General features: G+C 73.3%; 10 protein-coding genes. 8 read left to right on the top strand and 2 right to left on the bottom strand.

All coding sequences use genetic code 11. The annotated features are described in order from the left end of the window. Together CCN44_RS14120 and CCN44_RS14125 are read right to left on the bottom strand one after the other, a co-directional pair. Nucleotides 1–2,986 (bottom strand): type I polyketide synthase (locus CCN44_RS14120; RefSeq protein ID WP_143649739.1); only part of this gene is annotated, 2,986 nt, incomplete at its 3' end. A 394-nt stretch (nt 2,987–3,380) separates the two neighbouring features. Beyond that, nucleotides 3,381–3,938 carry a putative immunity protein gene (locus CCN44_RS14125; RefSeq protein WP_086697836.1) on the bottom strand — a complete coding sequence of 186 codons (558 nt, stop codon included), beginning with the start codon at nt 3,936–3,938 and terminating at the stop codon, nt 3,381–3,383. 510 nt (nt 3,939–4,448) lie between these two features. On the opposite strand from CCN44_RS14125, the gene CCN44_RS14130 reads away from it, so the two are divergent. From CCN44_RS14130 to CCN44_RS14165, 8 genes are all read left to right on the top strand, one after another. Beyond that, nucleotides 4,449–6,386 carry an AMP-binding protein gene (locus CCN44_RS14130; protein ID WP_158103102.1) on the top strand — a complete coding sequence of 646 codons (1,938 nt, stop codon included), beginning with the start codon at nt 4,449–4,451 and terminating at the stop codon, nt 6,384–6,386. A 75-nt stretch (nt 6,387–6,461) separates the two neighbouring features. Further along, a complete protein-coding gene (locus tag CCN44_RS14135; RefSeq protein ID WP_059255968.1) occupies nt 6,462–7,343 on the top strand; it encodes a diiron oxygenase in 882 nt (293 codons plus the stop codon). Then, on the top strand, nt 7,343–7,609 hold the full coding sequence (locus CCN44_RS14140; protein ID WP_086697838.1) for a hypothetical protein: 267 nt from the start codon (nt 7,343–7,345) through the stop codon (nt 7,607–7,609). Before CCN44_RS14135 ends, CCN44_RS14140 begins: the two co-directional genes overlap by 1 nt. Continuing rightward, nucleotides 7,602–8,423, top strand: coding sequence for a class-II aminoacyl-tRNA synthetase family protein (locus tag CCN44_RS14145; protein WP_059255964.1), 822 nt, complete (start codon nt 7,602–7,604; stop codon nt 8,421–8,423). Before CCN44_RS14140 ends, CCN44_RS14145 begins: the two co-directional genes overlap by 8 nt. Then, on the top strand, nt 8,420–13,768 hold the full coding sequence (locus CCN44_RS14150) for a non-ribosomal peptide synthetase (protein ID WP_143649741.1): 5,349 nt from the start codon (nt 8,420–8,422) through the stop codon (nt 13,766–13,768). The genes CCN44_RS14145 and CCN44_RS14150 overlap by 4 nt, the downstream gene beginning before the upstream one ends. After that, nucleotides 13,765–14,694, top strand: a complete 930-nt coding sequence (locus CCN44_RS14155) for a DMT family transporter (protein WP_086697840.1) — start codon at nt 13,765–13,767, stop codon at nt 14,692–14,694. The genes CCN44_RS14150 and CCN44_RS14155 overlap by 4 nt, the downstream gene beginning before the upstream one ends. A gap of 7 nt (nt 14,695–14,701) precedes the next feature. Next, a complete protein-coding gene (locus CCN44_RS14160) occupies nt 14,702–15,472 on the top strand; it encodes a 4'-phosphopantetheinyl transferase family protein (RefSeq protein WP_086697841.1) in 771 nt (256 codons plus the stop codon). Beyond that, nucleotides 15,469–16,314 (top strand): methyltransferase (locus CCN44_RS14165; protein WP_086697842.1); only part of this gene is annotated, 846 nt, incomplete at its 3' end. The genes CCN44_RS14160 and CCN44_RS14165, both read left to right, overlap by 4 nt.

Genomic DNA, 16,314 nt, shown 5'->3' on the forward strand with positions numbered 1-16,314 from the left:
CGCCGCCGACGGCGGCCTGTACGGCGACGGCACCCTGTTCGGGCAGCAGCAGCGGGGCGTGCAGGGTGAGTTCCTCGACGGTGTCGCAGCCGGTGCGTTCCGCGGCCGTCAGGGCCAGCTCGACGAAGGCGGTGCCGGGCAGCAGCACGGTGCCGTGCACGGCGTGGTCGGCCAGCCACGGATGGGAGGCGAGGGAGAGCCGGCCGGTGAGGACCGCTCCCCCGCTGTCGGGCAGTTCGGTCGCGGCGGTCAGCAGCGGATGGCCGGTGGCCTGCTGCCCCAGCCCGGCGGCGTCGCCGCTGCCGCCCGCGCCGGCCTCCAGCCAGAGGCGTTCGCGCTGGAAGGCGTAGGTGGGCAGGGCGGTGCGGCGGGCCTGGTGCGGGGCGAAGAACGCGGCCCAGTCCACGGCGGTGCCGGCCGCGTGCAGCCAAGCCACGGCCGTGACCAGGTCGCGTTCCTCGTCGCCGTCGCGGCGCAGCGCGGCGACGGTCACGCTGTCCTCGGGCAGGCAGTCCGCGGCCAGGGCGGTGAGGGCCGCGTCCGGGCCGGTTTCGAGGAACGCCCGGACGCCCAGCTCGTGCAGGGCGGTCAGGGCGGGCGCGAAGCGGACGGGACGGCGCACGTGGTCCACCCAGTAGCCGGGTGCGGTGAGGTGGGCGGGGTCGGCGAGCGCGCCGGTGAGGGTGGAGACGATCGGGATGCGCGGCGCGGAGAAGGAGCACCGGGCGGCGGCCTCGGCGAAGCCGGCGAGCATCGGCTCCATCAGCGGCGAGTGGAAGGCGTGCGAGACCGTCAGCCGCTTGCTCCTGTCGAAGCGGGCGGCCAGGGCCTCGACGGCTTCCTCGGTGCCCGAGATGACCACGGAGCGCGGGCCGTTGACGGCGGCGAGGCCGACCCGGTCGTCCAGGTGGGGGGCGACCTCCTCCTCGGTGGCCCGCAGCGCGGCCATGGCGCCGCCCGCCGGCAGGGCCGCCATCAGGGTGCCGCGCGCGAGCACGAGCCGGACCGCGTCCGGCAGGGACAGCACCCCGGCGACGTGGGCGGCGGCCAGTTCGCCGACGGAGTGCCCGGCCAGGTAGTCGGGGGTCACGCCCCAGGACTCCAGGAGGCGGTACAGGGCCACCTCGGTGGCGAACAGGGCGGTCTGCGCGTAGTCGGTCCGGGTGAGCAGGCCGGCGTCGGTGTCGATCACGTCGGCGAGCGGCCGGTCCAGGTGCGGGTCGGCGAGGGCGCACACGGCGTCGAAGGCCTCGGCGTACACCGGGAAGGCGCGGTGCAGGGCCCGGCCCATGCCGAGCCGCTGCGCTCCCTGGCCGGTGAACAGGAAGGCCGTCTTGCCGCCGACAGGGGTGAGCGGGGTGGCGGCGGCGAGAGCGGTGAGCAGTTCGCCGGTGTCCCGGCCGACGGCGACGGCGCGCTGCTCGAAGCGGGCACGGGTGGTGGCCAGCGACAGTCCGACGTCGGCCGGGCGTGCGCCCGGGTGCGCGTCGACGTGGGCGCGCAGCCGCGCGAGCTGCGCGGTGAGGGCCGGCCGGGTGCGTCCGGTGACGATCCAGGGGACCCAGCCGCCGTCCCCCTCGGGCAGGTTGTCCGGGTCCTCCGCGGGTGCCTGCTCCAGGATGACGTGCGCGTTGGTGCCGCTGATGCCGAAGGAGGAGACCGCGGCGCGGCGGGGCCGCCCGGTGGCGGGCCACGGGCGCCGTTCCAGGGCCAGTTCGACGGCTCCCGCGCTCCAGTCCACCTGGTCGGTGGGGGCGTCGACGTGCAGCGTGGGCGGAACCTCGCCGTGCCGCATGGCCAGCACCATCTTGATGACGCCCGCGACGCCCGCCGCGGCCTGGGTGTGCCCGAGGTTGGACTTGACGGAGCCGAGCAGCAGCGGCCGGTCGGCGGGCCGGTCCCGGCCGTACGTCGCGAGCAGCGCCTGCGCCTCGATGGGGTCGCCGAGGGAGGTGCCGGTGCCGTGCGCCTCGACCACGTCGACGTCGGCGGCGGTGAGCCCGGCACCGGCCAGCGCCTGCCGGATGACCCGCTGCTGGGACGGGCCGTTGGGCGCGGTCAGCCGGCTGCTGGCGCCGTCGGAGTTGACCGCGCTGCCCCGGATGACGGCGAGCACCGGGTGGCCGTTGCGCCGGGCGTCGGCGAGCCGTTCCAGCAGCAGCATGCCGGCGCCCTCGCCCCAGCCGGTGCCGTCGGCCGCCGCCGCGAACGCCTTGCAGCGGCCGTCGGGGGCGAGCCCGCGCTGCCGGCTGAAGTCGATGAACGTCTCCGGCGTGGACATCACGGTGACGCCGCCGGCCAGGGCGAGCGAGCATTCGCCCGACTGCAGCGCCCGTACCGCCCAGTGCAGGGCGACCAGGGAGGAGGAGCAGGCGGTGTCGACGGTGACCACCGGGCCTTCGAGGCCGAAGGTGTAGGCGACGCGCCCGGAGGCGATGCTGGCGGCGCTTCCGTTGGCGAGGTAGCCGTCGAGGTCGTCGGGGACGGAGGTCAGGCGGGTGGCGTAGTCGTTGTACATCACGCCGGCGAACACGCCGGTGCGGCTGCCGCGCAGGGTGGCCGGGACGATGCCGGCCCGTTCGAAGGCCTCGTGGGAGGTCTCCAGCAGCAGCCGCTGCTGCGGGTCCATGGCGAGGGCCTCGCGGGGGCTGATGCCGAAGAAGTCGTGGTCGAAGTCGGCGGCGTCGTGCAGGAACCCGCCGGTGCGGGCGTAGGTCTTGCCGGGCCGGGCAGGATCGGGGTCGTACAGGGCGTCCACGTCCCAGCCGCGGTCGGCGGGGAAGTCCGTCACCGCGTCGGTGCCGGTCGCGACCAGCTCCCACAGGTCCTCGGGGGTGGTGACGCCGCCCGGGTAGCGGCAGCCGATGCCGACGACGGCGATGGGGCCGTGTGCGCGTTGCTCGTTCTCGCGCAGTCGCCGCCGCGCCTCCCGCAGGTCCGCGGTCGTTCGCCTGAGATAGTCGAGCAGTTGCTCTTCGTTGTTCACCAGCGCGCCATCCGATCGAGATCGACGTGAGGGCCTCGGCCGTGCGGATCGCCTCCGGACGGGTTCCGGTCCGCTTCCCCTCCGCTGTCGGAGGCTAGGCAGGCGCCGGTGACGCGGGACACCCCTACAGCCCCCAGGGGCCCCTGCGGTGGTTAAGGGGTCCCCTGGGGGCGTGTCGGCGCGGATCCGGGTGCCGAAGCGGGGCGCCGACGCGGGCCGACGCGAGGCAGAAGCGGGCGAAGCGGGGCCGCAGCGGGCCGACGCCGGTCAGCGCAGGGCGACGCCGGTCAGCGCAGGGCGACGAGCGCGGCGGCGGCCGGCGCCGCACACCGGCCCGGCACCTCAAGAACGGGCAAGCCCCCGCAACTCCCCGCCCCTGCGCCGACGTTGAACGTCACTCGGTGAAGGTGAGCGACCGAAGGCCGGTGTCCAGCAGGCGGATCAGCTCACCGACCCGTCCGCCGCCACTCGGCGCCGCCGGGAAGCGCTGGAGCACGTCGACGACGGCCGGTGTGGCACGGCGCACCATCTGCTGGAGGTGTCCGGCGCCGACGCTCGGGTCGTCGCCGGCGGCGAGTTCGGCTGCGCGGGCCGCGTGGGCGCCGGCTCCGAGGATGTGCTTGACCTGGGTCGCCTTGGCCAACGGGTGCAGGTAGGCGGCGGCTGCCGCGGACATCGCCGCCCACGCCGCCTCGCGGGCAGCCGCGGTGTCCGTGTTCCTGGCCGCTTTGAGCGCCGCCCACGCCGTGTCGCGCAGAGACTTCCCGCGTTCGCCGCCCCGGGCGAACTCCCACGCGGCACCGACAGCGGCCCGAGGCCGCGCGTCGTCCGGCTGATCGGCCTCGAAGACCCCGAGCGCCGCCTCCGCGCATGCCGCGGCGAACGCGGCTACCGCACGAAGGTCCTGCTTGCTCAGAACGACCTCGCTCGCGTCCTCTGTCACGGGGCCCATCTTCCACGAGGCCGGCCGCGCGGAGCGAGCGCGGCCGAAACCGGAGGGTTTTCTGTCATGTTTCAGACATGATCCTCGCGCCGGTGCGCGGTACGGAGCGCGACGGGGACGGGACGAGCGGGACACCGAGGGCACCGTGAGGGCCCAGGGGCGGCACGCGTGTCCTGAGGCCGCACCGCCGCCCCTGCCTGCGGGAACGGTGCGGCGCGCGCCCCCTCCCGACGGGCCGAAGCGGAACGCGGTGCGGCGGGCGGCCGTACGCCGCGAAACATTGCCGCAATGCTTGACCAAGATCTATTCGCCGACCCTGGTGGCAGAATATCGGCGACCGCTCTCGGACGCTCTGACCACCGGATTGACGTGGCCTGGACCTGGTTTTAGTCTTGCCCCTCGTGCGGCCAGCAGGTAGCTGAACGAAACGGTCTTAACGCGTCCGGAGGGGCGGTCAGTATGCCCGCAATATCGTCGCCGGCACCCCCTACTCTTGTTCATATACTCCGGGATCGAGCATTGCAGAATCCCGACGGCACCGCATATGTTTTTCTCGCCGACGGCGAGGACGACGAACGGCGGCTCAGCTATCGGCAGCTGTACGCGGCGGCCACCGACGTGGCCGGCGCGCTGGCCGACCGGCACGGGCGGGGCGAGCGGGCGCTGCTCCTCTTCGCCCCGGGCCTCGACTACATCACCGCGTTCTTCGGCTGCCTGCTCGCCGGCGTCGTGGCCGTACCGGCCTATCCGCCGCAGGACGCGCGCAGCCTCGGCCGGCTGGACGCCATCGTCGCCGACGCGGGCGCCCGCATCGCCCTGACCACGAAGGATCTTCTGCCGATCACCCGGTCGGCGCTGGACGCCCCGCTGGCGTGGGTCGCCACCGACGCCCTGGAGCCCGGAGCCGGCCAGGCCGGCGCCGCGGCCGGGTCCGGCGGAGCTGCCGTGGCCGCGACGTCCGAGGACCTCGCCTTTCTGCAGTACACCTCCGGCTCCACCCGGCTTCCGCGCGGTGTCATGCTGACGCACGCGAATCTCATGCACAATCTGGAGGCCATCTATCAGTCCTTTGCCGGGACCCCGCATGACGTCATGGTCAGCTGGCTTCCGCCGTATCACGACATGGGACTTATCGGTGCCATCCTGGAACCGCTTTACGGGGGTTTTCCGGGCGTTCTGATGTCACCTCTGCATTTCCTGCAGAAGCCGTATCGCTGGCTGAAAGCCATCTCCGTTCACCGGGGCACGATCAGTCCTTCCCCGAATTTCGGATACGAACTGTGCCTGCGGAAGATCGACGACGAACAGCGGGCGTCGCTCGATCTGTCCACCTGGCGTGCGGCCGTCAACGGAGCGGAACCGGTCCGGGTGGAGACGGTCGAGCGGTTCACGGAGCGGTTCGCCCCGGCCGGCTTCGGCCCCGGCACCTTCCGTCCCAGCTACGGCCTGGCGGAGGCCACCCTGCTGGTGACCGCCGACCCGGTGGGCGAGCCCGGGCGCCGCTTCCCGGTCGAGGGCGTGACCAGGATCGCCTGCGGCACCGCCCGCGGCGACCAGTCCGTCGTCGTGGTGGACACCGCCACCCTGGCACCGGCCAAGGCCGGGCAGGTCGGGGAGATCTGGGTGTCCGGTCCCAGTGTCTCCGCGGGCTACTGGGGCCGTCCCACCGAGAGCGCGGCGCTGTTCGGCGCCACGCTGCCGGACGGCCGTGGCCCCTACCTGCGCACTGGGGATCTGGGGGCGCTGGACGACGAGGGCGCGCTCGCCGTCACGGGCCGTCTGAAGGACCTGCTCGTCCTGCGTGGCCGCAATGTGTATCCGCACGACGTGGAAAGCGCCGCCGAAGGCAGCCACCCCGCCCTGCGGCCGGGCTGCGGCGCGGCCTTCACCGTTCCCGTGGACGGCGAGGAGCGGCTGGTCCTGGTGTCCGAGGTCACCGACGGCGCGGACACCGAAGCCGTCACGCTCGCGGTCCGGCGGGCGGTGCGCGAGGAGTGCGACGCCGATCTCCACGAACTGGTGCTCATCCCGGCCCGCACCGTCCCCAAGACCTCCAGCGGCAAGATCCAGCGCCGCGCGACACGGGAGGCGTACCTGTCCGGTGCCCTGTCCCGGACCGGCGGCTGGCGCGCCGAGAGCGCGGCGACGGCACCCGGCGAGCGGGCCGCCACTCCCCCGCGTACGCCCCTGGAGTCGCTGATCGCGGGCATCTGGGCGGAGTTGCTCGGACAGGAGGAGGTCGGGGTCCACGACGACTTCTTCGCCTCGGGTGCGCAGTCCCTGCTGCTGTCCCAGCTCGCCGTACGCATCGAGGCGGAGCTGCCGGTGCGGGTCACCACCGGTGACCTGTTCCAGGCGTCGACCGTCGCGAAGCTGGCCGCGCTGCTGGAGAGCAGGCCGCTCGCCGTGGACGAAGAACAGGTCGCCGGACTGATCGCCCGGAGCGACAACGGCTGAACAGCGCAAGCACCGAACGCCTTCGACCGAAGGTCTGACCGTTCCTGACGCACGCTGATCCCAGCAGGGGGGCACATGGACACGACGGACGTGGTGGAAACGCTGGACAACCTGGTCGCCGACGCGACCGACCACCACTACAGCCCCTACACGCGGTTCGACTGGGTGGACGAGCTGGCCGAGGAGCAGTGGTGGATGACACCCGACCTGCTCACCGTGGCCGGCACCCGGCACGCGCGGGAGCTGGACGAGAAGACGCTCATGCGCCTGAGCAAGTGGGAGAGCGTCAACTTCTTCAGCCTCAACATCCACGGCATACGTGAGCTGCTCATCGAGGTGACCCGGCGGATCCACACCCGCGGGTTCGAGCTGCCCTCCGAGTTCTTCCACCGCTTCCTGGGCGAGGAGAACGGGCACATGTGGTTCTTCGCCCAGTTCTGTCTGCGCTACGGCGGCAAGATCTACCCGGACAAGTCGCTTCCGGTCACCACGCCGGAGGAGGACGCCGCCGTCGCCAACTTCCTGGTCTTCGCCCGCATCCTCATCTTCGAGGAACTGGTCGACCACTTCAACATCAGAATGGGCAGGGACACCACCCTGCATCCCCTGATCAGGGAGGTGAACCAGGTCCACCACGACGACGAGTGGCGGCACATCATCATGGGCCGCAAGCTCGTGGGCCTCCTGTACGAGCCCCTGCGCGAGCGGGGCGACCGGGAACTGCGCGAGCGCCTGGACGTCTACCTGCGGCGCTACATCACCGCGAGCGTGCAGTCGCTGTACAACCCCACCGTGTACCGGGACGCGGGGATCGCCGACGCCTTCGCCTTCCGCGAGGAACTGCTGCGGGACCCGGCGCGCGTCGCCTACCACGAGACGTTCTTCAAGCGCATCACCCGGTTCCTGGTGAGCCAGGAGATCATCACCGCTTCTCCGTTCCAGGAGGCGGCGGCCTGATGGGGACGGACATGATCGAACAGGTGCGGTCGTGGCTGCTGGCGCGCAACCCCGAGGTCACGGCCGTCGGCTGGGACGAGGACCTCATCGACAGCCGCCTCATCGACTCCCTGGACTTCCCGCAGCTGCTGCTCCTGCTGGAGGAGCTGGCCGGGCACGAGCTGGAGCTGACCGCGGAGAACGTCGTCGGCTTCCGGACCCTGCGCGGCATACGCGACACCGTTCTGGCGGACACCCTCGGCACCGACGCGGTGAGCCATGAGTGACCTCTACACGGCGCGCGGCGGGCTCGTCACCCTGGGCCCGGAACTCGTCCGCCTCATGGACCTGCTGGACCAGCGCTTCCAGGGCTGGGCCCGGGAGTGCGGCGCCACCCCGATGCTCTTCCCGGCGGTGATCGGCACCGCGGACCTGGCCGCCATCGACTACTTCGACAACTTCCCGCACCTCGCCCTGATGACAGCCCCGTTGAAGCTGCCGGCGGACAAGGTGGCGGGTGACACCGCGCTGCCCTCCGACCGTCTCGGCGAGAGCGCGTACGGGCTGGTCTCCGCGGCCTGTTACAACGTGTACCTGCACCACCGCTCCGCCACGCTCGCCGCGCCGCGGTACGTCACCACCGTCGCCAAGTGCTTCCGCAACGAGGACCACTACGAGGGGCTGCGCCGGCTGCACGGGTTCACCATGCGGGAGATCGTGTGCCTGGGGCCCCGGGAGGCCGTCCTGGAGCATCTGGCCGCGTTCCGGCCGAAGGTGGTGGAGTTCGCGGCCCGGCTCGGGCTCGACCTGGCGGTCCAGCCGGCGTCGGACCCGTTCTTCGAGAAGAGCGGCGGGCGGGCCCTGCTGGCTCAGCTCTTCCCGGTGAAGGAGGAGTTCGTCCACGACGGCACCCTGGCCATCGGATCGCTCAACTTCCACCGCAACTTCTTCGGGGAGCGCTGCGCCGTCTCCCTCGCCGACGGCGGCCCGGCCTTCACCGGGTGTGTCGCCTTCGGTCTGGAGCGGTGGATCGCGGCACTCCTGGAGACGCACCCGAACATCGACGACATCCTGGAGCGGGTGGCGGAGGCGGCTTCGTGAGCGATCTCCTGGGGCGGCTCGCGGAGTTGACGGGGCCCGAGCGCGCCCGGTTGATGGCCCGGCTGCGGCAGCGCGCGGCCACGTCCGCGGAGCAGTCCGCCGATCCCACCGCCGCGTCCGACGCCCAGCAGCGGCTGTGGCTGCTCCAGCGCCTCGACCCGGGCAGCCCGGCTCACCACCTCTCCGCCGCCCTGCACCTGGCGGGCCCGCTCGACGTCGAGGCGCTGCACCGGGCCCTGACCGGGATCACGGCACGGCACGAGTCGCTGCGCACGGGTTTCCGCGAGGAGGACGGGCGGCCGGTACGGCACGTCGTCGCGTCCCCTTCCGTCGAACTGCCCCTGGTCGACCTCGCCGACCTGCCCTCGGGAGAGGCCGAACGACGGGCGCGCGCCCTGCACGCCGAGCAGGGGAGGCGCCCCTTCGAGCTGGACCGGGCTCCCCTGGCCCGCTTCACCCTCTACCGGTTGACCGCCGAGCGGCACGTGCTCACCGTCGTCGCGCACCACCTGGTCTGCGACGGCTGGTCGATGGGCGTCTTCACCACCGAACTCGTCGCGCTGTACGAGGCGTTCGCCGAAGGGCGCCCCTCTCCCCTGCCGCCGTCGGCCGCCGTACCGGCCGGCGAGCGGCGTCCGACCGGCGAGGAGCGCGACCGGTCGGTCCGGTACTGGCGCGAGGAGCTGTCCGGTGACCTCCCGGTCCTCGAACTGCCCATCGACCGCCCGCGGTCCGCGCCGGCCACGGACCGGGGCGCCCGGCACGGCTTCCGGATTCCCGTCGGCCTGCACCAGGAGCTGCGCGCCGCGGCCGGCCGTGACCGCGCCACCGTCTACGGCGTCCTGCTCGCCGCGTACGCCGTGACGCTGCACCGGATCACCGGCCAGCTGGACCTCGTCGTCGGCGCGCCCGTCGACGAACGCCAGGGAGCCGGCGAGGAGGGGCTGATCGGCTTCTTCGTGAACACGCTGCCGCTGCGGTTGCGGCTGCGGCCGGGCCGGACGTTCGCGGAGACGGCGCGGCACGCCGGCGAGGTGCTGCGCGGCGCGCTGACGCACGACCTCCCGTTCGGGGACATCGTGCGGGAGACCAACCCGCCCCGGCCGCCCGGCCGCACGGTGCTGCGGCAGACCGCCTTCTCGCTCCAGCCCGCCGTCCCCGCGGGCCGGCGCGCGGGAGGGCTGACCGTCACACCGGCCGCCCCGGACGACTTCGACCTCGGCGTGTCCCCGCTCGACCTCAGCCTGCACCTGCGCGAGCAGGACGGCGAGCTGCTCGGCTGCTTCGAGTACCGCACCGACCTGTTCGACGCCGGTACCGTCTCCGGGTGGGCCGAGGAGTTCCAGGAGGTGCTCCGCCGGGCCGTCCGCTCGCCGGAGGAGATCGCCGTGACCGGCGCCCGGGCCCCCGAGAGCAACCTGACGGACAGTCAACTGGCGCTCTGGTTCGGCAAGCAGACCTCCGGCGACGTCCGGCTGTACTACGAGAACGTCACCGCCCTCTACAGCATCCCCGGCCCGCTCGACCACGACCGCTTCCGGCGTGCCTTCCAGCGGCTGGTGGACCACAGCGACGCGCTGCGCAGCACCTTCCACGAGGTCGACGGCGTCCCGCTGCGCCGGGTGGCCGACAGCGTCCCGGCGCCGGTGGACCTGGTGGACCTCACCGGTGAGCCGGACCCCCGCGAGGCCGCCCTGCGCTGGGCCCGGCGGCGCAGCGGGCCCGGGCTCGATCCGGCCCGCCGGGTCTTCGACTCCGCCCTGCTCAAGCTGAGCGACTCGGCGTACGCCTGGTACCTCGACGTGGACCACCTGGTGTGCGACGCGTGGTCGATGTCCCTGTTCCTGCGGACCCTCTCCGCGTACTACGACCTCGACCGGCAGGGGCGCCTGGCGGAGGCCACGCCGCTGCCGCCGTTCCAGGCGTACGTCGACCACGAGCGGGCGCTGCGCGGCACCGGGCGCCGGCAGCGGGCCGAGCGGCACTGGCGCGAGACGCTGGCCGAGCCGGTGGAGCGACTGGCCTTCTACGGCAGGGAAGACGACGTGGCGGGGACGACCCGCACGGCACGGGTCACCGTCGAGCTGGACGCCGGACGCAGCGCTCGCATCGCCGAGTTCGCCCGGCAGGAGGGCCACGCCTCGCCCGCCGTCGCCTTCGCCGCGGCCCTCTTCGCCTACCTGCACCGGATCGGTGGCGGTGAACTGCTCCGCATCGGCACGCCGTTCGCCAACCGCCCGGCCGAGTTCCGGGACACGGCCGGCCTGTTCATGAACGTGCTGCCGCTGCAGCTGCGGGTCACCGGCGACACCACGCTCCGGCTCCTCGCCCGGGAGACCCAGCGGTCCTTCCTCCAGGCGGCCCGCTACCAGGACCATGTGCCCCGGCACCGCGGCGGCGCCCGCCTCTACGACGTCTACCTCAACTACCAGAACGCGGTCTTCGAAGGGTTCGGCGGCACGGTCGGCTTCGACCTGCTCGACACCGGGCACTCCCCCGACCGGCTCACCCTCCAGGTCCGTGAGCTGCGCCCGGACCCCACCGCCCCGCCGCGCTTCGTGCTCGACTTCGACTTCAACACCGTCTGCTTCGACACCACCCAGCGGGACCGCACCACCGGCCACTACCTCGCTCTGCTGGACGCCCTGCTGACCCGCCCCGACGACCCGGTCTCGGCCCCCCGGATGCTGTCGGACGAGGAACTGAAGCAGCTCGACGCCTGGAACGACACCGCACGCGCCTACGACCTCGACACCCCGCTGCACACGCACATCGAGCGCCAGGCCCGTCGTACCCCCGGCGCGACCGCGCTGGTCTTCGAGGACCGTTCCCTGACGTACGCGGAGCTGGACGCGGCGGCGGGCCGGCTGGCCCGGCGGATCCGCCGGGCCGTCGGGGAGGACCGCTTCACGCCCGGCACCACGGTGGCCGTGCACATGGAGCGCTCCCTGGAGCTGGTGGTCGGCCTGCTCGCGGTCCTCAAGGCGGGCGGCGCCTATCTGCCGGTCGATCCGGCCACCCCGGCCGAGCGCAGGGCGTTCATGCTCGCCGACGCCGGCACCGCGCTGGTGCTCACCACCGGGTCACCGGACGGCCTCCCGGCGGACGTGCCGGTCCTGCCGGTGGACCTGACCCGGCTGGAGGAGCCGGAGGACGCCGGGCCCGCGGTCGAGGTGGAGCCCGGCCAACTCGCCTACCTCATCTACACGTCGGGCTCCACGGGCACCCCCAAGTGCGTCATGCTCACCCACCGGGGCATCTGCAACCGCCTGCTGTGGATGCAGGAGGCCTACGGCCTCACGGCCGCCGACACGGTCCTGCAGAAGACCCCCTTCACCTTCGACGTGTCCGTGTGGGAGTTCTTCTGGCCGCTCATGACCGGCGCGCGGCTCGTCGTGGCCCGCCCCGGCGGCCACCGCGACCCCGGGTACCTGGCCGAGGTGATCCGCCGGGACTCGGTGACGACGGTGCATTTCGTCCCGTCCATGCTGCGGGCCTTCCTCACCGACCCGGCGGCCTCCCGCTGCGGCTCGCTGCGCCGGGTGATCGCCAGCGGCGAGGCCCTGCCCCCGGACCTGGTCCGGCGGTTCTTCGAGGTCTTCCCGCCGCCGGCCGTCGAGTTGCACAACCTGTACGGCCCCACCGAGGCGTCCGTCGACGTGTCGGCGTGGCGGTGCCGGCCCGAGGACGCCGCGGGCCCGGTGCCCATCGGCCGGCCGGTGGCCAACACCACGCTCGACGTGCTCGACGACCGGCTGGCCCCGCTGCCCCTCGGCATCGTGGGCGAGCTGCACATCGGCGGTGTGCAGCTCGCGGCCGGATACCGGGGCCGCGACGAGCTGACCGCCGAACGGTTCGTGCCCGATCCGCGCCGGCCCGGTGGCCGGCTGTACCGGACCGGTGATCTGGTCCGCCGACGGCCGGACGGGGCACTGGAGTTCATCGGCCGCGCCGACGGCCAGGTCAAACTGCGCGGCTACCGCATCGAACTCGGCGAGATCGAGGCACGGCTGGCCGCCCACCCGTCCGTGCAGGCCGCCGCCGTACGGCCGGCGGACGACCGGCTGCTGGCGTACGTCGTCCCGGACGCCGGTACCGAACCGCCCGGCCCTGCGGAGCTGCGCGCCTTCCTGGCGCGCTCGCTGCCGGACTACATGGTGCCGGCCGTCTTCGTCCCGCTGGCCGCGCTGCCCGTCACCGCCAACGGCAAGCTGGACCGCGCGGCCCTGCCGCCGCCCGCCCCGGCCGCCGCCGCCGGCGCCCCGGCCCGCACGGCGCGGACCGCGCTGCAGCGCACGGTCGCCGGGCTGTGGGCCGAGCTGCTCGGGCGCGACGCGGACACCATCGGGCTCGACGACGACTTCTTCGCCCTCGGCGGTCACTCGCTGCTCGCGGCCCGCCTCATGGCGGCGGTGGCCCGCCGTTTCGGGGTGCGGCTGCCGCTGACCGCGCTGTTCGAGGCGCCCACGGTGGCCCGGTTCGCCGAGCTGATCTCGGCGGGGTCCGAGCACTCCCTGCTCCTCTCGCTGCGTGCGCCGGTCACCCCCGCTCCGCTCTTCCTGCTGCATCCGGCGGGCGGTGACGTGATGGCGTACCGGCAGCTGGTCACGCTGCTGCCCGCGGGGCGGGAGGTGCTGGGCATCCGGTCCCGTGCCCTGGCCGGGGAGGCCGAGGCGGAGAGCCTCGCCGCGATGGCCGCCCAGTACGTGGACGTGATCCGGGAGCGCCGGCCCGCCGGCCCCTACCACCTCGCGGGCTGGTCCATGGGCGGTGCCCTGGCGGTCGAGGTGGCGGCCGGGCTGGAGGCGGCGGGCGAGCGGGTCGCGCTGGTCGCCCTGCTGGACTCGTCCGTCCCCGGGGAGGGCGAACCCGACCCGCTGCTCGCCCCGGCCGTCGCCCTCGCGGACTCCCTGCCCGAACTCGCCGTCACCGCCGAGGAGACCGCGGCCCTGCGCGACCGGCTGCGCGGACTGCCGCTGTCGGAACGGCTGAAGCTGCTGATCACCCGGGCCGAGGAGCGCGGCGCGCGGGTGCTGCCGTCCGAGGCCCTGCTCCGGCAGGCGGAACTCGCCGAGCGGCACGAGCGGTTGATGCTCACCCATCGGCCGTCGGTCGTCGACGCCCCGCTCACGCTGTGGTGGGCCCGCGACCGGCTCCGTGAGCACCGCGCCTCCTGGGCCGGGCAGACCCGGGGCGGGATCCGCGAGGAAGCGACGCTCCCCGGAAACCACTTCACCCTGCTGCGCCCGCCGCACGTCGCCCGCGTCGCCGAGCGGCTGGCGGCGGCCCTGGACACCTCCGAGCGAACCGTCCCCGTAGACCGACAAGGAAGTGAACATCTGTGACCTCTGCGCAAGCCAATCAGGGGACCGCTTCACCGGGCTCACCGGAGACTCCCGCCCCGTCCTCGGGCACACCGCCGCTCGCGGTCGCGGCCGGACTGCTGACCGTCTTCCTGTGGGCTTCCGCGTTCATCGGCATCCGCGCGGCCGGCGACGACATCGATCCCGGGGCGCTGACCCTCGCGCGGCTGTTCATCGGGGCGGTGCTGCTGGGTGCGGTGGTGCTGGTCCGCAGGGTCCCGATGCCGCCGCGCTCCGACATGCCGCGGCTGATCCTGTGCGGTCTGCTGTGGTTCGGTGTGTACAACGTGGCGCTCAACGCCGCCGAGCAGCGCATCGACGCGGGCACCACGTCCATGATCATCAGTCTGGGGCCGGTGCTCATCGCCGTACTGGCCGGGCTGCTGCTCAAGGAGGGCTTCCCGCGTCCGCTGGTCGTCGGCGGCGTCGTCGCCCTCGTCGGCGTGGTGCTGATCGGCTTCGCCACCTCCAGCAAGGGTCTGGAGGCCGGGACGGGCAGTGCGCTGGCGCTGCTGGCCGCCGCCGCGTACGCGGGCGGCGTCGTCACCGAGAAGCCGCTGCTCGGCAACAGTTCGGCCCTGGTGATCACCTGGCTGGCCTGTGTCGTCGGCGCCGTGCTCTGCCTGCCGTTCCTGCCCCAGCTGATCGACAACCTCGCGCACGCCAGCGGCGAGTCGATCGGCTGGACGCTGTACCTCGGCGTGTTCCCCACCTCGGTCGCCTTCACCACGTGGGGGTACGCGCTGGCCCGCTCCACCGCGGGGAAGATGGGCGCGCTCACCTACCTCTCCCCGCCGATCGCGGTGACGCTGGCCTGGCTGATCCTGGACGAGACGCCGCCGTGGCTGGCGGTGGTCGGCGGCGCGCTGTCGCTCGCCGGTGTCGTCTACAGCCAGCGCAAGAAGTGAGGAGCCGGTGACGACGGCCCTGACCGTCGCCGTCGCGGAGTCGGACCGGGTCCTGGCCCTGCCCGGCGCGGGCGTGTCGGTCCTGACCGACGCTGAGCGGCGGCGCCTCGCCGCCGCGCGCACCGAGCGGGCCCGGGCGGACTTCCTCGCCGCGCACCTCCTGGCCCGGCTGTGCGTCGCGCGGCACACCGGCGGCGCGGCCCGGGACGTCGTCCTGGAGCAGCGCTGCCCGCTGTGCTCGGGCCCGCACGGCCGGCCGCGCGTCGCGGGCGCGCGGTGCAGGGTCAGCCTCTCCTACGCGGACGGGGTGGTGGCGGCCTCGGCCGCCGATCACCCCGTCGGCATCGACATCGAGCGGCTGCCCGGAGCCGCCGCCGGGAGCGGTGCGCCCGGGCCCGGCCCGCGCGGCTACGGCTCCTTCCTGACCCGCGGCGAGATCGACCGGATCCGCGGATCCCCCGCGCCCCGCTCGGCGTTCCTGCGCCTGTGGGTACGGAAGGAGGCCCTGGTCAAGCTGACCGGCCGCGGCCTGCCCGCCATGGCGGACACGGATCTCTCGCAGCTGCCGCCGCACCCCGCCGCCCCGGACCGGCCGCACCGGCTCGGCCGGATCCTCCTGTACGACCTGTCCGACGTGCCGTCCGACGTGATCGGCGCGGTCGCCGTCACCGCCCCCGGTCCCCCGGCCGGCCCGGGTTCCCCAGCCGCCTCCGGCATGCAGTCGCTCACCATCGACGACCTGATCGACACCCTCTCATTCCAGGGAGCAGAACCATGACCGAGGTACAGACCCAGCCCGAGAGCGTCGTCCCGGACGCCCTGACCACCGTGCTGCTCGGGCACAACGCCTTCCAGTTCACCCGCGCCGGTGTCGAACTCGGCCTCTTCGACCTGCTGGAGCGCAGCCCCGGTACGTCCCGGGAGCGGATCGGCGCCGAACTGGGGCTCGCCGAACGCTCCCTGGACATCCTGCTGCTCGGCGTGACCGCGCTGCGGCTGGTGGAGCGCACCGAGGAGGGGTACGTCAACGCGAAGTCCATCTCGGATCTGTTCACCGGCGGGCACTGGGAACTCGTCAAGGCGGTCGTCGGGTTCGAGGCGTACGTCACCTATCCGGGCCTGGTGGACTTCACCGAGTCCCTGCGGGCCAACAGCAACATCGGGCTGCGGCGCTACCCGGGGGACGGCGCCACGGTCTACCACCGGCTGAGCGAGGACCCCGAACTGCTGAAGGTCTTCTACCACTTCATGGGCACCTGGTCGGCCGTGGCCAGCAAGCACCTCATCAAGTACGGCGACTTCAGCTCCTCCCGGCGCATCCTGGACGTCGGCGGCGGCGACGCGACGATGGCCATGGCGGTGGCCCGTGCCCACCCGGACGTCGAGGTCACCGTCCTGGAGATCCCGAAGGTGGTCGAGCTGGCCCGCAAGCGGGTGGCGGAGGCGGGGCTCGACGACCGCGTGAAGGTGGTCGAGGGCGACATCTTCGCGGGTGACTACCCCGAGGGCCACGACACCGTGATGTTCGTGCACCAGTTGCAGATCTGGCCGCAGGACCGCATCCGGGTGCTGCTCGGCCACGCCCACGCCGTCCTGCCCGAGGGCGGCCGGGTGCTGATC

Origin of the sequence: Streptomyces tricolor (assembly GCF_002155905.1) — a bacterium.
GTDB classification, from domain to species: domain Bacteria; phylum Actinomycetota; class Actinomycetes; order Streptomycetales; family Streptomycetaceae; genus Streptomyces; species Streptomyces tricolor.

What these genes read in the sequence shown, in the direction of transcription:
- CCN44_RS14145 (WP_059255964.1), top strand. Translation starts at nt 7,602, where the DNA reads ATGAGTGACCTCTACACGGCGCGCGGCGGGCTCGTCACCCTGGGCCCG.
- CCN44_RS14125 (WP_086697836.1), bottom strand. Translation starts at nt 3,938, where the DNA reads ATGGGCCCCGTGACAGAGGACGCGAGCGAGGTCGTTCTGAGCAAGCAG.
- CCN44_RS14140 (WP_086697838.1), top strand. Translation starts at nt 7,343, where the DNA reads ATGGGGACGGACATGATCGAACAGGTGCGGTCGTGGCTGCTGGCGCGC.
- CCN44_RS14135 (WP_059255968.1), top strand. Translation starts at nt 6,462, where the DNA reads ATGGACACGACGGACGTGGTGGAAACGCTGGACAACCTGGTCGCCGAC.